This is a genomic window from Sphingobacterium sp. SYP-B4668 (genome assembly GCF_027627455.1).
Classification (GTDB): Bacteria; Bacteroidota; Bacteroidia; order Sphingobacteriales; family Sphingobacteriaceae; genus Sphingobacterium.
The window spans coordinates 1,734,843-1,755,724 of record NZ_CP115483.1 but is presented as its reverse complement, the minus strand read 5'-3'; the positions used below and the strand labels follow the sequence as shown (position 1 = coordinate 1,755,724).

20 protein-coding genes are annotated in these 20,882 nt (G+C 40.4%); 13 read left to right on the top strand and 7 right to left on the bottom strand.

Annotated features, from left to right (window positions below):
* Positions 1–21 precede the first annotated feature (21 nt).
* Complete coding sequence (locus tag OQ289_RS07445; RefSeq protein ID WP_270090084.1) at positions 22–771, bottom strand: trypsin-like serine peptidase; 750 nt, start codon at positions 769–771, stop codon at positions 22–24.
* A gap of 404 nt (positions 772–1,175) precedes the next feature.
* On the opposite strand from OQ289_RS07445, the gene OQ289_RS07440 reads away from it, so the two are divergent.
* Together OQ289_RS07440 and OQ289_RS07435 are read left to right on the top strand one after the other, a co-directional pair.
* The gene (locus OQ289_RS07440; RefSeq protein WP_270090083.1) at positions 1,176–1,943 is read left to right on the top strand and encodes a LuxR C-terminal-related transcriptional regulator; all 768 of its coding nucleotides are present in this window, start codon (positions 1,176–1,178) and stop codon (positions 1,941–1,943) included.
* Positions 1,944–2,059: 116 nt separating this feature from the next.
* The gene (locus tag OQ289_RS07435; protein WP_270090082.1) at positions 2,060–2,830 is read left to right on the top strand and encodes a LuxR C-terminal-related transcriptional regulator; all 771 of its coding nucleotides are present in this window, start codon (positions 2,060–2,062) and stop codon (positions 2,828–2,830) included.
* 344 nt (positions 2,831–3,174) lie between these two features.
* Here the strand turns inward: OQ289_RS07435 and OQ289_RS07430 are convergent, their stop codons facing one another.
* Entirely contained in the window at positions 3,175–4,410 is a 1,236-nt protein-coding gene (locus OQ289_RS07430) for an MFS transporter (RefSeq protein WP_270090081.1), read from the bottom strand.
* Between the two features lie 107 nt (positions 4,411–4,517).
* Here OQ289_RS07430 and OQ289_RS07425 point away from each other — a divergent pair, with 107 nt between their 5' ends.
* The 8 genes from OQ289_RS07425 to OQ289_RS07390 all read left to right on the top strand — a co-directional run bounded on the left by OQ289_RS07425 (position 4,518) and on the right by OQ289_RS07390 (position 13,625).
* A complete protein-coding gene (locus tag OQ289_RS07425) occupies positions 4,518–5,045 on the top strand; it encodes a DUF4442 domain-containing protein (RefSeq protein WP_270090080.1) in 528 nt (175 codons plus the stop codon).
* Positions 5,046–5,185: 140 nt separating this feature from the next.
* Complete coding sequence (locus OQ289_RS07420) at positions 5,186–5,617, top strand: transposase (RefSeq protein WP_270090079.1); 432 nt, start codon at positions 5,186–5,188, stop codon at positions 5,615–5,617.
* A gap of 6 nt (positions 5,618–5,623) precedes the next feature.
* Positions 5,624–6,259, top strand: coding sequence for an SCO family protein (locus OQ289_RS07415; protein WP_270090864.1), 636 nt, complete (start codon positions 5,624–5,626; stop codon positions 6,257–6,259).
* An 89-nt stretch (positions 6,260–6,348) separates the two neighbouring features.
* Positions 6,349–6,774, top strand: coding sequence for a c-type cytochrome (locus OQ289_RS07410; protein ID WP_270090078.1), 426 nt, complete (start codon positions 6,349–6,351; stop codon positions 6,772–6,774).
* Between the two features lie 554 nt (positions 6,775–7,328).
* Positions 7,329–7,937 carry a TetR/AcrR family transcriptional regulator gene (locus OQ289_RS07405; RefSeq protein ID WP_270090077.1) on the top strand — a complete coding sequence of 203 codons (609 nt, stop codon included), beginning with the start codon at positions 7,329–7,331 and terminating at the stop codon, positions 7,935–7,937.
* A 2-nt stretch (positions 7,938–7,939) separates the two neighbouring features.
* Positions 7,940–9,259 (top strand): TolC family protein, encoded by a 1,320-nt coding sequence (locus tag OQ289_RS07400; protein WP_270090076.1) that lies wholly within the window; start codon positions 7,940–7,942, stop codon positions 9,257–9,259.
* 23 nt (positions 9,260–9,282) lie between these two features.
* Entirely contained in the window at positions 9,283–10,428 is a 1,146-nt protein-coding gene (locus OQ289_RS07395; RefSeq protein ID WP_270090075.1) for an efflux RND transporter periplasmic adaptor subunit, read from the top strand.
* Between the two features lie 26 nt (positions 10,429–10,454).
* Complete coding sequence (locus tag OQ289_RS07390) at positions 10,455–13,625, top strand: efflux RND transporter permease subunit (protein ID WP_270090074.1); 3,171 nt, start codon at positions 10,455–10,457, stop codon at positions 13,623–13,625.
* Between the two features lie 172 nt (positions 13,626–13,797).
* Here OQ289_RS07390 and OQ289_RS07385 read toward each other — a convergent pair whose 3' ends face one another.
* From OQ289_RS07385 to OQ289_RS07365, 5 genes are all read right to left on the bottom strand, one after another.
* Positions 13,798–14,280, bottom strand: a complete 483-nt coding sequence (locus tag OQ289_RS07385; protein WP_270090073.1) for an ecotin — start codon at positions 14,278–14,280, stop codon at positions 13,798–13,800.
* Positions 14,281–14,367: 87 nt separating this feature from the next.
* The gene (locus OQ289_RS07380; protein WP_270090072.1) at positions 14,368–15,168 is read right to left on the bottom strand and encodes a M48 family metallopeptidase; all 801 of its coding nucleotides are present in this window, start codon (positions 15,166–15,168) and stop codon (positions 14,368–14,370) included.
* 185 nt (positions 15,169–15,353) lie between these two features.
* Positions 15,354–16,004, bottom strand: coding sequence for a glycerol-3-phosphate 1-O-acyltransferase PlsY (plsY, locus tag OQ289_RS07375; protein WP_270090071.1), 651 nt, complete (start codon positions 16,002–16,004; stop codon positions 15,354–15,356).
* A gap of 30 nt (positions 16,005–16,034) precedes the next feature.
* Complete coding sequence (gene nadC / locus OQ289_RS07370; protein WP_270090070.1) at positions 16,035–16,892, bottom strand: carboxylating nicotinate-nucleotide diphosphorylase; 858 nt, start codon at positions 16,890–16,892, stop codon at positions 16,035–16,037.
* 75 nt (positions 16,893–16,967) lie between these two features.
* Positions 16,968–17,372: a DUF4783 domain-containing protein gene (locus OQ289_RS07365; RefSeq protein ID WP_270090069.1), complete on the bottom strand. Its 405-nt coding sequence runs from the start codon at positions 17,370–17,372 to the stop codon at positions 16,968–16,970.
* Between the two features lie 189 nt (positions 17,373–17,561).
* Here OQ289_RS07365 and gpmI point away from each other — a divergent pair, with 189 nt between their 5' ends.
* Genes gpmI through OQ289_RS07350 form a run of 3 tightly spaced genes read left to right on the top strand, consistent with a single transcriptional unit; the run spans position 17,562 to position 20,874 of the window.
* On the top strand, positions 17,562–19,091 hold the full coding sequence (gene gpmI, locus OQ289_RS07360) for a 2,3-bisphosphoglycerate-independent phosphoglycerate mutase (protein ID WP_270090068.1): 1,530 nt from the start codon (positions 17,562–17,564) through the stop codon (positions 19,089–19,091).
* A 17-nt stretch (positions 19,092–19,108) separates the two neighbouring features.
* Entirely contained in the window at positions 19,109–19,663 is a 555-nt protein-coding gene (locus tag OQ289_RS07355) for a hypothetical protein (protein WP_270090067.1), read from the top strand.
* A gap of 29 nt (positions 19,664–19,692) precedes the next feature.
* On the top strand, positions 19,693–20,874 hold the full coding sequence (locus OQ289_RS07350; RefSeq protein WP_270090066.1) for an MFS transporter: 1,182 nt from the start codon (positions 19,693–19,695) through the stop codon (positions 20,872–20,874).
* The last annotated feature ends 8 nt before the right edge of the window (positions 20,875–20,882 follow it).

Here is a 20,882-nt window from a genome sequence, read left to right as displayed (position 1 = left end):
CTTTCATGATTTCAAGTCATTCTATTGGATAGAAATCCATTTATTAATCTGCGCTATTGCATCCAAATTATAAAGAATCCCTGCATTGCTGCTCCCGAACCCCGATCGATGGATACCTGTAAGAATGCATCTACCATCACGTACTACCCACAGAGGGGAACCACTACTACCTTTTCTGGTGCCGAGCTTATATTGTAAAACGATATTGTCATCCAATATTTCTTTTTTATCGGTAGCATTTGCAATCTGTAATTCTCCCTTAGTTCTATCTTTTATAAACCTTTCGAACCAACGATAGTATGGATATCCGGCTATGTGTATCGTATCTAAGTCGGCGAAACTCAATTTTTGAAGTTCAAGTTGCCTATTATTGGACTGACGGAATATGTTATCGAAAAACTGCTCATCCGCATATTTGACGACTGCATAATCAAATTGACTTTCATTTTCATCGTACTCGGACGGGTAAAAAGCATTTTTATCTTTTTTTACAGAGACGGATACCGAATGTATCTTAGTGCTATCCTTTCCGCCATATCCAGATATGATGATAATAGAATCTTTTTCAAAGACATTGTGCGCATTGGTAATAATGGAGTTTCTATTGATGACGACTCCTGTACCATGATTGTACGATTTACTGCCCATACTATAGGTCTTCAACTTTACCACATAAGCGTAAGGAAATACCTGCGGATCAATTCTACCCTGACTCCTACTTTGTAGGACAAAACAGAGTACTATAGCTGTTGTTAAAAAAATACTTTTCATATATATTTATTATAATTTACACCACTACCGCCACATGCTTTGTAACTGCAAAATACTCACGCTAATACGGGACATTGCACAGCTACACATACGCATCAAGGTCAATAAGGCCCTTCGCATCTTCCATGGAAATGGATCAAAGAGCAATGACGAGAACTTCTTTTAAACAGAGTTAGCCTTTTCATCTCACATAATAGGTACATACAAATGAAGCAAAAACATCAACGTCTGCAAATACCTAAAATTGGGTATTTTTTGAAACCCATTCAAGTTCGTGGTTTTAGTATTATTTAATTATTTTTGTAAAGCCAATAATTGACTGATTGAATAGTGCATAGTACTCCTTCTATATGGAAACTTTCGCCGATTTCTGTTGGACAAAATGAGTCTTAACCGATGGAGAGATGAAAAAACAAAATCATTTACTAGCGGATGTTTGGGAACGTTATCCCGAGGCATTAGCCAATGAACATGCAGCTAACAAAAACATATCAATTGGAGATTATATTACCGAGACATTGGCCCTCGGCCCCTTCTATTACTATGTCATCACCTTAGCAGACTACACAATCTCTCATATCCACGACAATCTACTCCACCTCCATGGCGTCAGCCAATATCCGAGAACGGTACAAGAAATCATCGACTATATCCATCCGGATGATCTCGATTTTGTCGTTGAAGCGGAGGCTGCAACTTTACAAAAAATGCAGGAAATAGGTTTCGAACATCAACTTTTGCTCAAGAATTCATATTGCTTCCGAATGAAAGTTGCTGATGGCACCTATCATCTCTTTCATCATCAAGCTATTCACCTATCTAAAGATGCAAAAGGGGGCCTTGCAACAGCACTTAATATCCATACTGATATCCATCACATTACCCAGGTGAACAACAAGATTGTCTTAGTCACTGGTGTAAGTGGACGCACAGACTACTGTCAAATGGATCTATCCAAAAAAAACTCGAGCAAGCCACTTCCCAAACTCACTAAACGCGAGATGGAGGTACTCAGTTTGCTCGCCCAAGGACTATCTAGCCAACAAATTGGCAACAAGATTTTTATATCAGAATTGACCGTGCGTGTACATCGAAAAAATCTATTAAAAAAAATAGAGGTGACCAATAGTGGAAACTTAATAAAAAAATGTATTGAGCTGGGGTTGATCTAGCACTAACTCGTCCCTTTATCCAAGTAAAGTCCTCTCCCTCTCCGAATAGGACATACAATCAAAATACCTAATTTAAGGTATTTTCTTTTGTACGAACATTACTTATCATTGTAACAATGGAGCACAATGACCATAGCTTAACCCCTATTTGGGAGAAATATCCGGAAATCTTTTCCTCAGAAAATATATCTGTGGATGCTGCCAACATATTGGCGTTGATTTCGGAACTGTTTATCGTAGGGGAATACTATTATTACGTCATCGATATACGACAACAGGAAATCAGTCATCAGCACCCTAGTCTAAATAAAATACATGGATTAGAAAAACAACCGACTCATCTGCAAGAAATCATTGACCTTATCCATCCAGATGATATTCCTTTCATACTGAATGCCGAAGAACATTGTTCCAAGAAAATTGCTGAAATTGGAAATCAACATTTAAAATCATTGAAATCTTGCTATTGTTTTCGCATGCGAACAGCTACTGGGGAATATAAACTTTTTCACCACCAAGCCATTACCTTAGTGGTGGACAAAGAAGATAGAATCCTTCGAAGTTTGAATATCCACACAGACATTTCGCATCTTACAGCCGTCAACAACTATATTGCCACAGTAATGGGTATCAATGATCGAAATGACTTCCATCAAATGGACCTGTCTCCCTTGTCAAAAGAAAACAAATTGCAAGATATATTGACCAAGCGTGAATTACAAATACTTCCTCATATCGCCCAAGGATTGTCCAGTATAGAAATTGCCAAGCTACTCGAAATTTCACAATTGACCGTACGCGTACATCGAAAAAATATACTTCGCAAAACCCAAACTCGAAATAGCAGCTCGCTTATCAAGCGCTGCATCGAATTAGGACTTCTCTAGTACATCAAGAAAAGACATCCTATAGCAAGAGCCTACTATTTGACAAATCACGATAAATATGTCTAAAATAATAGGGATATACTATAGCGGATATAGATTACAGGAAACTGATACGCAACATTATATAAATTTATTTAGAACCGATATAAATAAATTAGCTATCTTTGTCATATGAATGAATGGGAAGGCCAAATTGGCGTTACGTGGGATACCCTGGATATTAGAATAGACGAATTAAAAAAGGGTTTGGACCCTACTTCAGACTTTTCGTGCTGTATTTTCAAAAAATGCTGTAAAAAATACAAACGAGGTAAGCGTTGTAAGAAATGTCCTGACCGATAGCTCTATTTTTCAAGATAATCCAAGTCTTTATCGAAGCTCTCTTTGAGCTGACTCAGCGCAAATATAGCGATAGCAGATAATAGAAAAATCATGACGATTGCCGCTGTAATAATACCCCATAAACTTACCAAATAACCATATAAGATCGTAGAAGGGATTAATGCTCCTCTTACAAAGTTAGGTGCTGTGGTCGCTACTGTGGCACGTAGGTTGGTCCCAAATTGCTCCGCAGCTATCGTGACAAATGTAGCCCAATAACCTACTCCCAATCCCATCAGAAAGGCCAATAGAAGAAACCTCTCTTCGGATATTCCAGTACTGGACAGGTACCAACAAGAGCTGATAATGATAAGTACCTGACAGATGAAGACCACTTTTTTCCGAGATTTCAACCATTGTGCCAGCAATCCCGCCATAATATCTCCGAGTGAAATTCCGAGATAGGTAAACATGACGCCTTTCCCCGCACTCAAAACTACCGGGGCACCCAACGCCTGCCCAATTTCGGGAGCCTGAGTAACTAACACGCCTACCACAAACCAGATGGGAAGACCTATACACATGCAATATACATATCTTTTGAAGCGTTCGGTATTATTAAACAGCATCTTGAGACTTCCTTTTTGTATATCGGGTGATTTCAGGTTATTGAACAATCCAGATTCAAATACACTTACTCGTAGAAGTAATAACAAGAGCCCCATCCCACCGCCGACAAAATAGGCCGTTCGCCAATCAAAAGCCTCAGCAACGTAATAGGCCAATATAGCGCCTAAAACACCTAAACCAGCCACTATCATCGTTCCGTAGCCACGCTTTTCCTTACTCATGCTTTCGCTGACAAGCGTAATACCCGCACCCAGTTCACCAGCCAAGCCAATTCCGGCAATAAAGCGAACAATGCCGTAGGTCGTCACATCGTGCACAAAACCATTATAAATATTGGCAAGAGAATACAATAGAATAGAGCCGAACAATACTTTTAATCTGCCATATTTGTCCGCAATTACTCCCCAAATGACTCCACCTATCAGAAGCCCTCCCATCTGCATATTAAGGACAAACTCTCCTTCGACACGCATATCTTGGACAGCTACTCCTATATCCTCGAACGACCTAATGCGTACTATGGAAAAGATAATCAAATCATAGATATCCACGAAATACCCGAGCGCAGCAATACATACGACAATCCAGATACGTCTATTTTGAACCGGCACAGAAAGGGGGTCAGGCATATACAATAGATTTTGATGGTGACTAATTTAGTGATAGATTTTATTTATCACAACATATTTTCGATATGTTCGCCTTCGTCCCAATTTTGTGTTACTTTTGTAGGTGTATGTTGACGTTAGCTCCTACTTTGCTTAAATGGATACTACGCAGTTATCCTCCATTTGTCTTCCAACGTATTTGGGTAAAAAAAATCTATCCCAATTATATGGGTGCCGATGTCAAAATATATAGAAGTCTACTCAACATTAATGGCAACAAAAGCATCTTTGGAGGAACAATATTTGCCGCGACAGACCCCTTACATCCCTTATTAATCGATCAAATATTTAAATCCAAGGGATACAAGAGGACGGTGACTTGGGTCAAATCTGCCCATATCGAATATAAAAAGCCAGGATTGAAAAATTTAGAAATTTCTATTCGTATCTCGGAGGCTGAAGTGCAAGAGGCTTTGGAAACAATTGCCTCCCAAGGAAAAATGACGAAGGTCTTTACAATAGAAATTCATGACATTAACGGTACCTTGTGTGCTGTTTCAAAAAATGAAATCTATATTCGTAATTTACTTTTCGACTTTTCGACAATTGAAGCTGAAACATCCGATAGAGTAATAAATGCGATAAAACACGAATGAGCAACATTCTACTGTCAGAATCGACAGTTTTGTCTATAATTAAACACAAATGAAACCGAGAGCTGGATGATGTCGATACATTGTGTAGGCAGCATATACTCGAGCGCTCATTTAAAACTGAAAACAAAAATCAAAAACAAATGAAAAAACTAACTTTTATGTTTTTAGCTGCTACAGCTTTCGCAGTTTCTTGTCAGAATAATGGTAGCGAAAAAAAAGATGCTGACGTAGCCTCTATTCAAAAGGAAGCTATTGCGATACACGACGAAATCATGCCACAGATTTCAGCATTTGATAAAAGCGGTCTACATATTGACTCCGTCTTGACCAACTTAACGGCTCTTAAAGCTTCCAATACGGCTTTAGATACCGCAGCAGCACGTGTTGAACTAACTGCATTGAAATCAAAATTGGACCAAGCGACGGAGTCTATGCAAGACTGGATGATGGGATATGCATTAGACAGTACGGATACGGCCTATCAACAAAATGAACTTGAAAAAATTAACGCCATGAAAAAATTATTTGATGAGGTATCTGCGGAAAGCAAGACTGTCTTATCAAAATACTAATCCATGATGGGAAAAATATTTTTATATGCACTAGCTTTTGGACTTGCCCTGAGCAGTTGCTCAAATGAGACCAGAAAACTGCCAATATACGGCGATAGAGACCCTGTAGAAAAGACTGTTGATGGAAAAACCATAGTGGATACGGTATACCATACGATTCCTCCATTCAGCTTTCTGAATCAAGACAGTGTCATGCTGACCGAAAAGAATTTCGACAACAAAATTTATATCGCAAACTTTTTCTTCACCCATTGTCCTAGCATATGCCCCACTATGCAGCGTAACCTATTGAAGGTTTACGAAAAATACAAGGGGGATGACCGCATAGCATTCTTATCACACAGCATCGACTTCAAATACGATCACCCCCATATTTTGAAGGCTTATGCCAGCAAACTAGGTGTCACCAACGACCAATGGCAATTCGTCAATGGTTCTAAGGCCGATATTTACGGAATCGCTAATGACTATATGGTATTCGCCAAAGAAGATAGTAATGTACCGGGCGGGTATGATCATCAGGGATATCTTGTGGTCATCGATAAAGAAAAGAGAATACGTGGAGCATATGATGGTACAGCCCAGGAGCAGGTCGAGAAATTATTAAAGGATTTAGAAATCCTATTTAACGAATACAAGTAACGATGAGAGGCGTTTGCTGGCAACTATAGCAGCAAACTCCCCCTCTACTACAACCGAAAACGTAGAGTGATGAATTTTTACCGGATATCATGAGGATAATAACCGTACTGGGCTGTTTGGTGATAGTCTATATATTAAGTCTATTACATGCCTGCCAACCAAATGTAAGTATTAAAACAGCCCAGTACGCTGTTAATGGTCAAAAGCTTTACAAAACACACTGCGAAAACTGTCATGGTAGTAAAGGCGAGGGTTTGGGCAAGCTCTATCCTCCCCTCACAGATACGCTTTTTTTGAAAGAAAACCGAGGGCAGCTAGCAAATATAGTCAAGAATGGCATCGAGGGTCCCATGACCGTGAATGGAGAGCATTTCAATGAAAAAATGCCGGGTGTACCGCAACTGAGCGATGTCGATATTGCGTACATTTTGACTTATGTTACGACGACCTTTGGCAAACAAACTGAAAAATATTCCCTAGAGGAGGTAAAAGCTAGTCTTAAATCCCAAAGATAATCCTGATTTCCTACGACCTCAGCCCACACTCTCGATAGGGGTATTTAGTTACTCCAGTAATACTTCATTCCGTTTATTTGATAACGGCTTTATATTCACTAAGACGGAATTTCAATATCCACACACATAAACCATCTACCGATAAAGTGTAATTCGTTCAAAAACCAGGCTATCCGTGTATCTAACACGGAAATTGGGCACAAAAAAAAGGTTTCCAAACGGGGAGAATGGAAACCTTTACTAACCAATTATAAACCTAAATTATGATACCGCAAAGGTAATAAAAGATTTAATAGATTCCAACTATTATTTTTAAAAAAATAACTTTTGATTTCCCAACCTTTAAATCGGCACATTTCGTAATCTATTTTTCCAAAAATTTAGCTTGATTTGTTAATAAGATTTACCCTTCCTCCCCCCACTGTCCTTATTTTCATTAAAAAATGTAAACAAATCTTAAGAAAGTGTTAAATTTATTCAAAAAAGTTTTTATAACAGTTTTTTGACACTTTGACCAATATGTTTAAATTCCTTTTGTCTACATTTGCAACCGAATGAACGTTCGGTTTACACATATTAACGAGAAGAAGGCGGCAGTTTTTGAAACTACCTTGGCACTGATAGTGCAACATGGGTTTCATGGAACGGCGATGAGCATGATTGCAAAATCGGCACAAGTGGCTACGGGCACGATTTATCACTATTTTCCATCAAAGGATTGCTTGATCGAAGAGTTGCATTTAGCATGCAAACTTCACATCAATGAATTAATCTTTAAAGGCATCAAAGAGATAACTGATTATAAGGAAAGATTTTTCACGATATGGAAGCGATTTATCCATTGCTCTATTCAAAATCCAGACATGTTTGGCTTCTTAGAGCAATACTATTCTTCGCCTTATTCGGAGCACGGCGGAAAGAACAAAAGACATAGTGCGCTTAGCGAAAACAATATTCACGATTTTCTTGTTGAAGGTATTAAAACGAATACGCTTAAGAATTTAGATATCAACATTTTATTAACCTCCTATATTGGTATAGCAATCTCCACAGTAAAGACAGTACTCTACGCAAAAGTAAATTATACAGAAACCCAAATCGGACAATTGATTCAAATTGTCTGGGATGGGGTCACAAATGAAAATAATCTCAACGTAAAATAGATATGAAGTTCAACAAAGTTATATTATCCATTCTCGCCACCTCTGCCCTATTCAGCGGGGCATTTGCACAACAAAGGCAAGTTCCTGAAAAGGCGACATTAGAACAGCTGATCGACTATGCTTTGGAGCATAAGATTTCAGTCAAGCAAGCGCAAATTGACGAAGCTATTGGAGAAAAGGACATTGACATTTCCCTATCAGGTTGGTATCCGCAAATCGGCGTGACCGGGAGTTATAACCATGCACTAAAACTACCCACCAATTACTTTGGAGGACAAACAATTACCTTGGGACAGAAAAACACAAGTGCGCTTACTGTACAGGCTGACCAGCAACTGCTTAACCCAGGCCTTATGCAAGCGTCTAAGGCTGCAGAATTGGTTCGTCTCTCTAACAAGCAGAATACAGAGAATATCAAAATCAATACAGTAGTCGAAGTCAGCAAAGCTTATTACGACATCCTAACTGCAGAAGAGCAATTAAATATCATTCGTGAGAATATAATTAGGCTCAATAAGCAACTGAACGATGCTCAGGTGCAATACGAAGTAGGTTTGGTTGATAAAACTGACTTCAAAAGGGCACAAATAGCGCTAAGCAATACAAAAGCAGATGAAAAGCGTACACTTGAACTTCGTAAGTATAAATATGATTATCTAAAAAATCTTTTGGCCCTCGACATCAAAGACCACCTTACATTGTCTTTTGACAATGCCAATATGGAGCATGAAATCTTATTGGATACCGCTACTGGCCTAGATAATTCTAGACGTATCGAACGTCAACAATTGGAGACAGCAAAGAAAATGCAAGAGTTGACTACACAATATCACAAGTGGACATACTTGCCTAGCCTCAGTGCTTTTGTCAACTACGGCTTGAATTACCGTAATGATCAATTTGGCGACATGTTTAAAGATAATTTTCCAAGCTCTATGGTCGGCTTAAATTTATCAATCCCGATTTTTCAAGGATTCAAGAGAAAACATGAAATCAGTAAATCGCAATTGTTAGAAAGCAGAATTGATTGGGATATCCAAAATTTGGAAAACCAAATCGATACGGAGTATTCTCTTGCAAAGGCTTCTTACAATGCCAATCTGAATGACTGGAGAACGTCAAAAGATAACATGGAGCTTTCAAAAGAGGTCTATAATACCATCAAACTTCAATACGACGAAGGAATCACGAGATACTTGGACTTGATGACTGCTGAGACTGATCTAAAAACCAGCCAACTTAATTATTTAAATTCGCTGTATGCTTTACTATCCAGCAAATTGGATGTTCAGAAAGCACTGGGAAATATAGAAACGAAATAAAAACTTAAGAAATCGACAATATCATGAATAAAAGACAATTATTAACGGCATTTTTTATTGGTTCTGCATTAATCTGGCAGTCATGTGGCGATGCAAAGCAAAAAGGTGCGGGTGCCCAAGCTCCTGCAGAGCGTGTGGTACCGGTCACCACCGCTATCGCAAGCCAAGAAATCGTTACTGGAAATATTACTTACCCTGCTTCTGTAGTACCGCTTAATGAAACCGAACTACGTGCTGAGGTAAATGGTTATATCACGAACATATATGTAGCTGACGGTGCCAGCGTATCTAAGGGACAAAAATTATATGAAATAGATGGTATTCGTTATACAGCAGCGGTTGAACAAGCCAAAGCTAGTTTAAACATAGCACAGGCCAATTACGACCGGGTCAAAAGGGACTTAGGAAGATATGAAAAATTAGCGCAACAAGATGCGATTGCAAAGCAAACACTTGATAATGCAAAAACAGACTTAGCCAATCAGGAAGCACAGGTACTCTCTGCAAAAGCGGCGCTAACTACAGCAAATACAAACTTGGCTCGCTCGGTCATCAAAGCTCCTTTTTCAGGTACTGTGGGGATTTCACAAGTGAGATCTGGTGCTTTGGTATCTGCAGGAACTACTCTTTTGAATACGATTTCGTCGGTTGATCCAATCGCTGTAGAGATTCAAGTCAATGAGAAAGATCTTAGCCAATTTACTGCATTAAAAAACAAACAAAGCTCGTCAGCGATATCGTTGACATTACCTGACGGAACAACCTATTCAGCACACGGAACTATCCATACCTTGGATCGCGCAATAGACCCGCAAACAGGAACGTTAAAAGTAAGAGCGTCATTTCCGAATCCAAATAAGAACTTAATACCTGGAATGAACCTTTCTTTGAATATCAAACGTGAATCAGCAACGGAAGAATTGGTGGTGCCTTATAAAGCCGTAATGGAACAATTGGGCGTATTCAACGTATATGTGGTCAACGATAGCAGTAAGGCCGAAATACGCCATGTAGAATTGGGTATCAAAGTAGACGAAAACGTTGTCATCAAGAAAGGTATAAGCGCTGGTGAGAAAGTCATCACGGATGGTGTGATGAATGTACAACCGGGCGTTAAAGTAACTGAGAATACAGGAACAGAGAATGGAGCAGCTCCGAAAAAAGGGTAATGCTATCCTCATTTAAAAATTAAAATATGATTTCAGAAGTTTTTATAAAAAGACCCATAACGGCGATTGTCATATCGATCCTGATTACGATCATTGGTACGATATCAGTTGCCACCTTGCCGATCAGTCAGTATCCTTCTATTGCTCCTCCTACTGTATCTGTAACTGCCAACTATACAGGGGCTGATGCACAGACTGTCGAGCAGACGGTAACTACCCCTATCGAGAGTCAGATCAATGGTACACCGGGGATGATTTACATGTCGTCCAACAGTACGTCCAATGGACAATCTCAGATAACAGTCACTTTTGAAGTGGGCACGGATATCGATATTGCTACGCTCGATGTGCAAAACCGTGTAGGGATTGCTGAACCTGCTCTTCCTGAAGCTGTAAGACGTTTAGGGGTCACGACACGTAAAGCCAATACCGATATCTTAATGTTAGTCTCTTTGGTATCTCCAAAGGGGACTCGTGACGATAAGTTCCTATCGAACTACATCAACTTGTATGTGAAGGACGCTATTATGCGGGTGAAAGGCGTCGGTGATGCGACCGTATTTGGACAGCCGTTCTCGATGCGCGTATGGTTGGATGCCAATAAATTGGCCAACCTTGGCCTGACGCCAACAGATGTATCAAATGCCATACAGGAGCAAAATATCCGTATGCCTGGAGGTAGCGTAGGTGGTCGTCCGCAAGAATCATCGACAGTATTTGAATATCCCGTCCTGACAGATGGTGACCTATCCAATGTTGAAGACTTTGAAGACATTATCGTCAAAGCCAATGCCAATGGATCGATTGTGCTTCTAAAAGATGTAGCTCGCGTTGAATTGGGTCAATTCTCTTACAGTACATCGACCAAAACAGATGGAATGGTATCTACAGGTATGATGATCAACCAGACTCCTGGTGGTAACGCTGTAGAGACTGCGGCAGGGATATACAAAGCCCTAGACCAACTAAAAAAATCTTTCCCAGATGACGTGGATTACGTAGTGGGTTATGAAACCATATCTGTGGTAAATGCATCTATCGAATCGGTAATTCATACGTTGTTAGAAGCCTTACTGCTCGTAACGGTGGTTGTATTCTTCTTCCTTCAAAGCTGGAGAGCAACTTTGATTCCGGTGCTTGCTATTCCAGTATCTATCGTGGGTACGTTTATCTTCTTCTTGTTATTCGGATTCTCGGTCAATAACTTGACGATGTTGGCATTCGTACTCGCCATCGGTATCGTGGTGGATGATGCGATTGTGGTCGTGGAGGCCGTACAGCACTATATCGACCATTATAAACTGGATGCAAAAGAAGCAACGAGACGTGCAATGAAAGACATTACTGCTCCGGTTATTGCAATTGCCTTAATCTTATCTGCAGTATTCGTACCAGTAGGTTTTATCCCTGGTATGGTGGGTAAGCTGTACCAACAATTTGCCATTACCATTGCCGTATCGGTAATGCTATCTGCATTCATTGCCCTTACACTGACCCCAGCACTATGTTCGATCATGCTAAAACCAACCGCTGTAAATGAGAATGCTCGGGGACTGAATAAGTTCTTCTACAAATTCAACATCTGGTTTGGAAAGGTAACAAACAATTATTCTAAAGGTGTCCAACAATGTATCCGTAAGGCTCCATTGGTATTGATCATTCTCGTCTGTATTTTTGTTGGGACGGGCGTCATGTTTACCGCCAAGCCTACTGGATTTATTCCTTCGGAAGATGGGGGTATGTTCTTCGCTGGTGTGACTCTCCCAGAGGGTGCTTCATCTGCTCGAACAGACGCTGTTCTTAGCGAATTGGAAGCTGACTTGCGAAAAGACTTCCCCGAAATCAACCACGTGACACTAATCTCAGGTATCAACATCTTGAACCGTGCATTTAAGCCAAATGGTGCTACACTATTCGTTTCCTTAAAACACTGGAAAGATCGTAAGCGTACGGCCGCAGAAATCACGGGAGCTATTATGGCAAAATACATGGGGTATCAAAAAGCTAGAATTTTAGCCGTGACACCTCCTGCGATTCCAGGATTAGGTACTTCAGGTGGATTCTCCTTGATGATTCAAGATCAACAGACTGTTGACATCAAAGAGTTTGAAGGCGTTGTTGGGAAGTTCTTGGCTGCCGCAAATCAACGACCGGAGATTGGCATGGCCTATACCCTCTTCAACTCAAACTCACCGAACTACAAACTTCACGTCAACCGTGAACAGGCGAAGAGAATGGGGGTACCGGTATCCAACATCTATTCTACCATCGCGGCCTACCTAGGTAGTAGCTATGTAAATGACTTCACTAAATATGGTCGTAACTTCCGTGTGGTCACACAAGCGGACACGAGCTACCGTATGGGGATAGAGGATATCAATAAATTGTATGTTAGAAATGCTGCGGGATCATCTGTACCGATGGCAACGTTGGTCAGCTATGAATTGACAACGAGTCCTTCACTAATCAACCACTACAATATCTTCAGAAGTATTGAGGTGTCAGGTAGTGCTGCTCCTGGTTATAGCTCGGGTGATGCATTGAAAGCCTTGGAAGAGGTTGCTGCGCAAACATTACCGAATGGATATAGCTATGAGTTCTCGGGCTTAAGTTTACAAGAGAAACAATCTGGTTCGCAAACGATCATGATTTTTGCGCTCTGTATCTTATTTGTATTCTTATTATTGGCTTCTTTATATGAGAGCTGGTCTGTCCCTTTCTCAATCTTACTATCTGTACCGTTGGGTGTATTTGGAGCAATCTTGACATTGATATTGATTCCAAGACTTGACAACAATATCTTTGCCCAAATTGGTCTAGTCACCATTATTGGTCTAGCTGCAAAGAATGCGATTCTAATCGTCGAATTTGCCAAAGAACGCGTGGATATAGGTATGAATCTGATTGAGGCGACCTTAGATGCGGTCAAACTACGTCTTCGTCCAATCATTATGACCTCACTCGCCTTTATATTGGGTATTATTCCATTGATGCTTTCGACAGGTGCTGGTGCGGTATCGCGTCAAACCATCGGTTGGACAGTATTTGGAGGAATGACGGCCGCCACCTTCTTGGCCATATTTATAGTACCTGTACTATTCGTCGTTATTACGAGGATGGCATATGGTAAGAAAAAACTTGCCGAGTTAGAAGCTTCATTCGATGAAGAAAAAGCGAAGAACCTAAGTGCACACTAATCGTCCACTTGGTATATAACACAAGAAAAAGGTCCCGAATATACTGTTCGGGACCTTTTTCTTGTATAAAGCATTTGGCTATAACATGCCCCCAGAAAAAAGGGAGTTTCAACCAGTTGAAACTCCCTTTTTATTTTTCACTGAAAAGACTATTGGAATCAGCTTGTACTTCCTATTTTAAAGTCTTACCGACAAATACCTCGTCATTGGTCGTATAAATCTTATATCTAACCTCATAACCCTCAGGCACGTAGATAACGATAGGTAATCTTCCATTATAACGAACCAACTGACTTGTAGAGGATACAAACTGTTGAATTTTCTTGGCATCTGGACAGCCCATCATGGTACTACGAATCTGTCCATCCGTTTTGAATTCGTAATAATTGTAACCCCAGCCCTGCAAATCCTTTTCTTCAAACTGCCCCATCAAGCCATGATTATTACAAGCATCGGTCTCTGTCATTTTACCAACGAAAAACTCAATCTTCTTGGTATCATCTTTCGTAGAATGTGGCACATCAATGATGTATTGAACTTGCCCTTTCTCGGGCTTTGGAAACATGGATACTGATGAACTGGCCTGCTGCTGTGCATAAACATTGGACATACCGATAGTTGCGATAAGGGTTAAAACTTTAATGAATTTTATCATATCTCTTATTGTATTGTTATAAGTATATATAACGCTTTTGAGAAATCAAACGCTACAGAAAAGCCGCTTCTAAAAGCGGCTTTTCTACTATTTCTTATAATATTTTTGGGCTTCAGGAATAAGCTTCTGAATATCAGATATTCGCCTGGCATCACTCGGGTGCGTACTCAAGAACTCAGGAGTACCGGATGCCTTTCCATTGGACATTCGCTCCCAGAACTTAACGGCTTCACCGGGATTGTACCCTGCCATAGCCATAAAAATCAAACCTAAGCGATCAGCTTCGGATTCGTTACTACGAGAATATTTTAACATTCCTATCTGGCCACCTACACCGTATAGCAGATTGACACCACTACGTACAGCCATGCTTTGATCAGCTGTCACGGCACCCACGATCTGACCTCCGGTCTGCAACAACATCTGATTACTCATCTGCTCGGCAGAATGCTTAGCTATGGCATGTGCTATTTCATGGCCCATTACAGTGGCCAACCCTGTTTCATTAAGTGTGATGGGCAGGATTCCGGAATAGACGGCCACCTTACCTCCTGGCATACACCAAGCGTTAACTTCATCACTCTGGATGAGATTGAACTCCCAATTGAAGTTATATTGGTTAGCTAGTCCCTGTGAGCTCAGATATCTATTCACTGCTGCTGCAATGTTATTACCTACTTTTTTCACCAAAGCAGCATTGGAGGTACCTGTAATAACTTTGGTCTTTGATGACCCTAAGAATTCTTTATATGACGCAGCAGCCTGCTGTTCTATTTGACTATCACTGACTAGGCTCAACTGTTTACGTCCGGTTAAAGGAACGGTAGAACAACCTGCCAATGTTACACCTAGCAATGCAATGCTTGTGTACTTGAATACCTTATTCATATGTATAAAATTATTTCATGAGCTCGTTACGCTCGGTTTGCCTTTCTATTCCTATTTATTTATCCCGATAATCAAGATAAAATATCCTCATGATTCCTATCAACCAATAGGCTCCAAAAGGACATGGATACCACATGATAATGTTAATATTGTACCAAAGTATTTTACAATTCTTGTGCCTAAATTTAGGATTTGGTCTTTTTCTTGAATAAATATATCTTGGATTCATGCCCTTTGAGCAATCGTTCTATATTTTTTTGATGTGTAATCAGAATTAAAGCGCAGATAGCAATCCCATATAAAAGAACAGAGGGGACTGATGTCCGAAATATAAAAGCAATACTGAAAGGAAAGGTAAAGCCCGCTAAAATAGAGCTAAGGGAGACATAATGTGTAATCAATAACGTCAAAATAAATACACTTACACAACAGAGAGCAGCCGGAAGATGGATAGCTAGGACCATACCAAACAAAGTGGCAACCCCTTTACCACCCCGAAATCCCGCAAAAATTGGAAATAAATGCCCCAAAACTGCAATCACGCCCAATGCCAATTGAAAATTAACAAACTGAGGGGCGTCTTGAGAACCTACCACTGAAGAATCCAGCAAATAAGGCAAATTGGTTGCAGTCCATCCTTTGAGGATATCGATAAACATGACGATACTCCCAGCTTTGGGTCCTAAAACCCGAAATGTGTTAGTTGCACCGGCATTTCCACTCCCATACTCCCTTACATCAACTCCATAAAATGCCTGACCAAACCATACTGCAGAAGGGATTGAGCCAAACAAATATGCCAATATTACTATACCCAGAAGGTAAATTGAAATCATGTATTCCGTTAATAGAAAGTTCTAATATAATTAAATAAGTTTAGCTTTGAGGCTCAAATCCAAACTTTTCACCGAATGTGTCAATGCTCCTACCGAAATAAAATCAACCCCAGCTTCGGCATAAGCACGAATAGTTAACTCTGTAATACCGCCAGAAGCCTCTGTAGTGAGTCGTCCATCTACTAACTTCACGGCATCAACAACCTGCTCTGGGGTAAAATTATCGAGCATCACACGATCGACATGTCCAAACTCAAGTACCTCCTCCAATTCTGCTAGATTGCGGACTTCAATTTCAATTTCCATGGGTCTACCGAGCCCCTTACGATATGCATTAGATGAGTGTAGGGCTGCTGTGATACCACCGGCATAGTCTACATGATTATCTTTGATGAGAATCATATCGTAAAGTCCAAATCGGTGGTTGACCCCACCTCCTATCTTAACGGCCTCTTTTTCCAAAAACCGTAGTAAAGGGGTGGTCTTCCGAGTGTCCAATACTTTTGTCTTGGTTCCCTCGAGCAGTTTGACATAATGATGCGTACGTGTAGCAATGCCGCTCATACGCTGCATAACATTTAATACCAAACGCTCGGCTTTTAAGATACTGTGAATAGCTCCACGAAGATAAAAAGCAATATCTCCTATATTTACAGTCTGACCGTCATTGATATGTATTTCGATGTTCAAAGTAGGATCTACCAGCCTGATGATATGGCGTGCCACCTCCACTCCCGCGATTATTCCGTCCTCTTTAACAAGCAGTTTCGCTTCCCCTCGATGATCCACAGGGATGGTGGACAATGTAGTATGATCGCCATCACCAAGATCCTCTTGCAGGGCTTGGTTAACAAAAGAAGTTAACTTTTCAACAAATACTCTATCCATATTAATTATAATATCTCACGATAAATCAACACGAAGATGAGGAAATAAATTAAATTCTAAAAGAAATTTAAGTGGCTATTTTGTAGTAGCGAGTTCAAACCTTATTTCAGAGATGTAAAAAGTGTCTTTATTCTCGATAAGTTTGGTAAATACTCTGTAGGTCTGATTATGGGTTTTCAATGAGAAAACATAGTATGCATTAGCCGCATTATTGGTCATTCGTTGCGCCAAAGAAACTTTCGTAGGTTTATTTTGCCTAAAGAACTCCGAAATCACAAGCTCTGCTTGAAATTTGGAATACACGCCGTCCTCCTGCTTGACAGCCACACTGACCGAGCTTGCAAAATTCTTAGCTAGCTCTTTGGAACTTCCAGCTCTAAGACTAGTTAAAATACGCTCCGAAATATCCTGCCCATACTCTTTACCAAAACTACCTAAACATAGTAAAAGAGTGATGGCTAACACCATCCATTTTCTCATCGTACACTCATCTTATTATCAACATAAAGGCTCTTAGCTCTGTAAAAATATTTAACCCACAGATTAAATCCAATCATCCATTTTGCAGCCAAAAGTATGCCAATAAATGATATGGCACCAATATTAACATTTCAAATTCAAAAATCAGGATTCACATGGAAAAACGGGATATAAAATTTATATTTGTGAGTGAGCACAAAAAAAGTAGCGCTATTAATCCTGGACGGACTAGGATATGGCAAGGAAGATATTTCAAATGCGGTATTAGCCGCCAATACCCCATATTTAGATCATTTATTAGCAACCTATCCAAATTCGAGATTGGAGGCATCTGGTGAATCGGTGGGACTACCTGAAGGCCAAATGGGCAACTCGGAAGTAGGACACATGAACCTAGGTGCTGGTCGTGTAGTATATCAAGAACTAGGACGCATCCATAAAGCTGTACGTGATGGAGTCTTCAATACCCACGAAGTACTAGTCAATGCTTTCAACTACGCTAAAGAAAACAATAAAAAAGTTCATTTCATTGGTTTGCTATCAGATGGAGGCGTACATGCCCATACCAAACACCTCAAAGGACTATGTGATGCGGCCCAAAATGCTGGATTAAGCAGTGAGCAAGTATTCATCCACGCCTTCTTAGATGGAAGAGATACCGATCCAAATTCAGGAATCGGATACGTTAAAGACATGCAAGAATATCTTAGCCACTCCTCAGGCACTTTAGCCTCAGCCATTGGCCGGTACTACGCGATGGACAGGGACAATCGTTGGGAACGTGTGAAGGAAGCTTATGATTTATTAGTACATGGAACAGGCGTACCTACCGACAATATTGTGGAAGCTATCCAACAATCGTACGATGAAAATATCACCGATGAATTTGTAAAACCAATCGTCATCACCAATGCAGATGGGACACCAAAAGCGACTATTCAAGAAGGCGATGTCGTACTGTGCTATAACTTCAGAACGGATAGAGGCCGAGAAATAACCATAGCGTTGACGCAAAAGAACTTCCCAGAGTACAACATGCACGCATTGGATTTGTACTATGTAACCATGACTGCCTATGACGAGACATTTAAGGGAGTGCAGGTAGTTTTCCAAAAGGACAACTTGACCAATACACTTGGTGAAGTCTTGGAACGAAATAATAAGACTCAAACCCGTATTGCTGAAACAGAAAAATATCCGCATGTCACGTTTTTCTTTTCAGGAGGTAGGGAGAAAGAATTTGAAGGTGAACACCGTCTGCTTGTCCCTTCACCAAAAGTAGCGACCTATGACCTTCAACCCGAAATGAGTGCTCAAGGTATCACAGACGCAATTATCGATGACATGGAAAGTAAGCAACCAGATTTCATTTGTCTGAATTTTGCGAATCCAGATATGGTAGGACATACGGGAGTATTTGAAGCAGTAGTAAAAGCAGTGGAGACCGTAGATTCATGCACAAAGCAGGTTGTTGAGAAAGGGATTGCATTGGGTTATTCTTTTATTATCATCGCGGATCACGGAAATTCGGAGTTTATGATCAATGAAGACGGATCGGTCAATACGGCACATACGACCAACTTGGTCCCGTGTATTCTTATTGATAAGGACTACCATCATGTCAATGACGGTAAATTGGGAGATATTGCACCTACTATATTAAAAATATTGGGTGTAGAGATTCCTGTGGACATGTCTGGCAATATTTTAGTTAGCTAAATAGAAACACTTACAAGATGAATAATCTTATTTATAGAGCACTGATCGGAATCGGGATCGGTGCTCTATTATTAACAGCATGCACCAACAATGTAACCACCTCTTCTAACAATGAGCGTTACTACTTCTCCTTAGATAGCTTCTTTCGAGCTGAAACTATACGATTGACCCAAGCCAATCCTACCCTTGAAAAAACAGTTGCAAAAGATGGGGAAAAAGAGACAAAATCACTCAAGATTTCGAATTGGGAAAATGAGCTTTCGTCATTTCTATCATCAGATATCAATAAAAAGGCAAATGTTGGCTTGTATAAGGTCCAACACCTGGACTGTGATATCATATACACGGCTTTACAACCGGATCTTACCGTTCAGAAAATTATAATTACAGAAAATCAAGATGGTCAAGTACATGCTGTGCGCATTGAAAAGATTACCAACAATATGCTGTACAATACGGTGGAACAATTGGTGTACGTGACAGACTCATTATATGCTATTGATAAAAAGCAACATATCAATCTAATCAGTGACAATACCTATCACGTAGAGGGAAGATTTCAGGGCAAATAGCAAAAGCCTCATATCGAAAAAAATAGATCATGGTTGACTCAAAAAGCGTCGGACTCACTCCTTCACTATTATGGTTAATGGCTATCGGAAGTGGATTGGTAGTCGCAAACAACTATTATAACCAACCCCTGCTTGCGTTGATGGCCAAAGACTTTAGCGTCAGCGAATCAAGCATCAGCAACATTGCCGTACTCACCCAAATTGGCTATGCTTTTGGACTCCTATTTATCGTACCGCTGGGGGACATGTTGCGACGCAAGCGAATTATACTTATAGACTTTGTCTTTATTATCCTATCCCTTATGGGCATGGCCTTGGCTCCTTCTGTCAATTGGTTACTCCCTCTTAGTTTCTTAGTAGGATTCACATCAGTAATACCCCAAATTTTTGTCCCGATGGCTGCTGAAATGGCCTCACCGGAGAAGCGTAGTTCGGCAATCGGAACGGTAATGAGCGGACTATTGATAGGCATCCTCCTCTCTCGCGTAGTAAGCGGCATAGTAGGGGATTTCTTTGGATGGCGGGAGATGTACTGGGCGGCAGCCGCTGCTATGGTTATACTAGCTGTACTAATAGCTATCAAGCTGCCTGAAAACACACCTACTTTCAAAGGATCCTATAGAGCGCTAATGCAATCGTTGATTTCACTAACCAAAACACAACCTGTACTCCGTTTGGCCGCATTTAGAGGGGCTATGGGATTTGGAGCCTTTAGCGCCTTCTGGACCACCTTGGTCTTCCATATGGAAGGTCCTCCCTTTCATGATGGCCCAGCAATAGTAGGTTCTTTTGGATTGGTCGGCGCTGCAGGGGCATTAGCAGCGGCTTTGGTGGGAAAATTGTCACACAAAGTCAGTGCCTATCAAATCGTGTTATTCTCTACATTGATAATGCTAGCAAGCTGGATCATATTTTATTTTGGTGGTGGCACTTATTTTGGATTGATTATTGGCATTATTTTCATAGATTTAGGATTGCAATCAATGCATATCATGAATCAGTCAAGCTTTTTTGCACTCAATCTAGGAGCCAACAACAGGCTGAACACCGTATATATGGTGAGCTATTTCATTGGGGGTTCTACGGGTACATACCTAGCGGCACAAGCATGGAAAGCATATGGATGGACAGGGGTAGTAGCAGTGGGTATCAGCTTTACTCTCCTCACGTTGATAGCGCATCTTGGTTATGATAAACGAATAAACAGATAAACTAATTA

Coding starts and splice junctions, on each gene's coding strand:
- OQ289_RS07355 (WP_270090067.1), top strand. CDS start 19,109: ATGAATAATCTTATTTATAGAGCACTGATCGGAATCGGGATCGGTGCT.
- OQ289_RS07415 (WP_270090864.1), top strand. CDS start 5,624: ATGGGAAAAATATTTTTATATGCACTAGCTTTTGGACTTGCCCTGAGC.
- nadC (WP_270090070.1), bottom strand. CDS start 16,892: ATGGATAGAGTATTTGTTGAAAAGTTAACTTCTTTTGTTAACCAAGCC.
- plsY (WP_270090071.1), bottom strand. CDS start 16,004: ATGATTTCAATTTACCTTCTGGGTATAGTAATATTGGCATATTTGTTT.
- OQ289_RS07405 (WP_270090077.1), top strand. CDS start 7,329: ATGAACGTTCGGTTTACACATATTAACGAGAAGAAGGCGGCAGTTTTT.
- OQ289_RS07385 (WP_270090073.1), bottom strand. CDS start 14,280: ATGATAAAATTCATTAAAGTTTTAACCCTTATCGCAACTATCGGTATG.
- OQ289_RS07400 (WP_270090076.1), top strand. CDS start 7,940: ATGAAGTTCAACAAAGTTATATTATCCATTCTCGCCACCTCTGCCCTA.
- OQ289_RS07435 (WP_270090082.1), top strand. CDS start 2,060: ATGGAGCACAATGACCATAGCTTAACCCCTATTTGGGAGAAATATCCG.
- OQ289_RS07410 (WP_270090078.1), top strand. CDS start 6,349: ATGAGGATAATAACCGTACTGGGCTGTTTGGTGATAGTCTATATATTA.
- OQ289_RS07365 (WP_270090069.1), bottom strand. CDS start 17,372: ATGAGAAAATGGATGGTGTTAGCCATCACTCTTTTACTATGTTTAGGT.
- OQ289_RS07390 (WP_270090074.1), top strand. CDS start 10,455: ATGATTTCAGAAGTTTTTATAAAAAGACCCATAACGGCGATTGTCATA.
- OQ289_RS07350 (WP_270090066.1), top strand. CDS start 19,693: ATGGTTGACTCAAAAAGCGTCGGACTCACTCCTTCACTATTATGGTTA.
- OQ289_RS07420 (WP_270090079.1), top strand. CDS start 5,186: ATGAAAAAACTAACTTTTATGTTTTTAGCTGCTACAGCTTTCGCAGTT.
- OQ289_RS07445 (WP_270090084.1), bottom strand. CDS start 771: ATGAAAAGTATTTTTTTAACAACAGCTATAGTACTCTGTTTTGTCCTA.
- OQ289_RS07395 (WP_270090075.1), top strand. CDS start 9,283: ATGAATAAAAGACAATTATTAACGGCATTTTTTATTGGTTCTGCATTA.
- OQ289_RS07430 (WP_270090081.1), bottom strand. CDS start 4,410: ATGCCTGACCCCCTTTCTGTGCCGGTTCAAAATAGACGTATCTGGATT.
- OQ289_RS07425 (WP_270090080.1), top strand. CDS start 4,518: ATGTTGACGTTAGCTCCTACTTTGCTTAAATGGATACTACGCAGTTAT.
- OQ289_RS07440 (WP_270090083.1), top strand. CDS start 1,176: ATGAAAAAACAAAATCATTTACTAGCGGATGTTTGGGAACGTTATCCC.
- OQ289_RS07380 (WP_270090072.1), bottom strand. CDS start 15,168: ATGAATAAGGTATTCAAGTACACAAGCATTGCATTGCTAGGTGTAACA.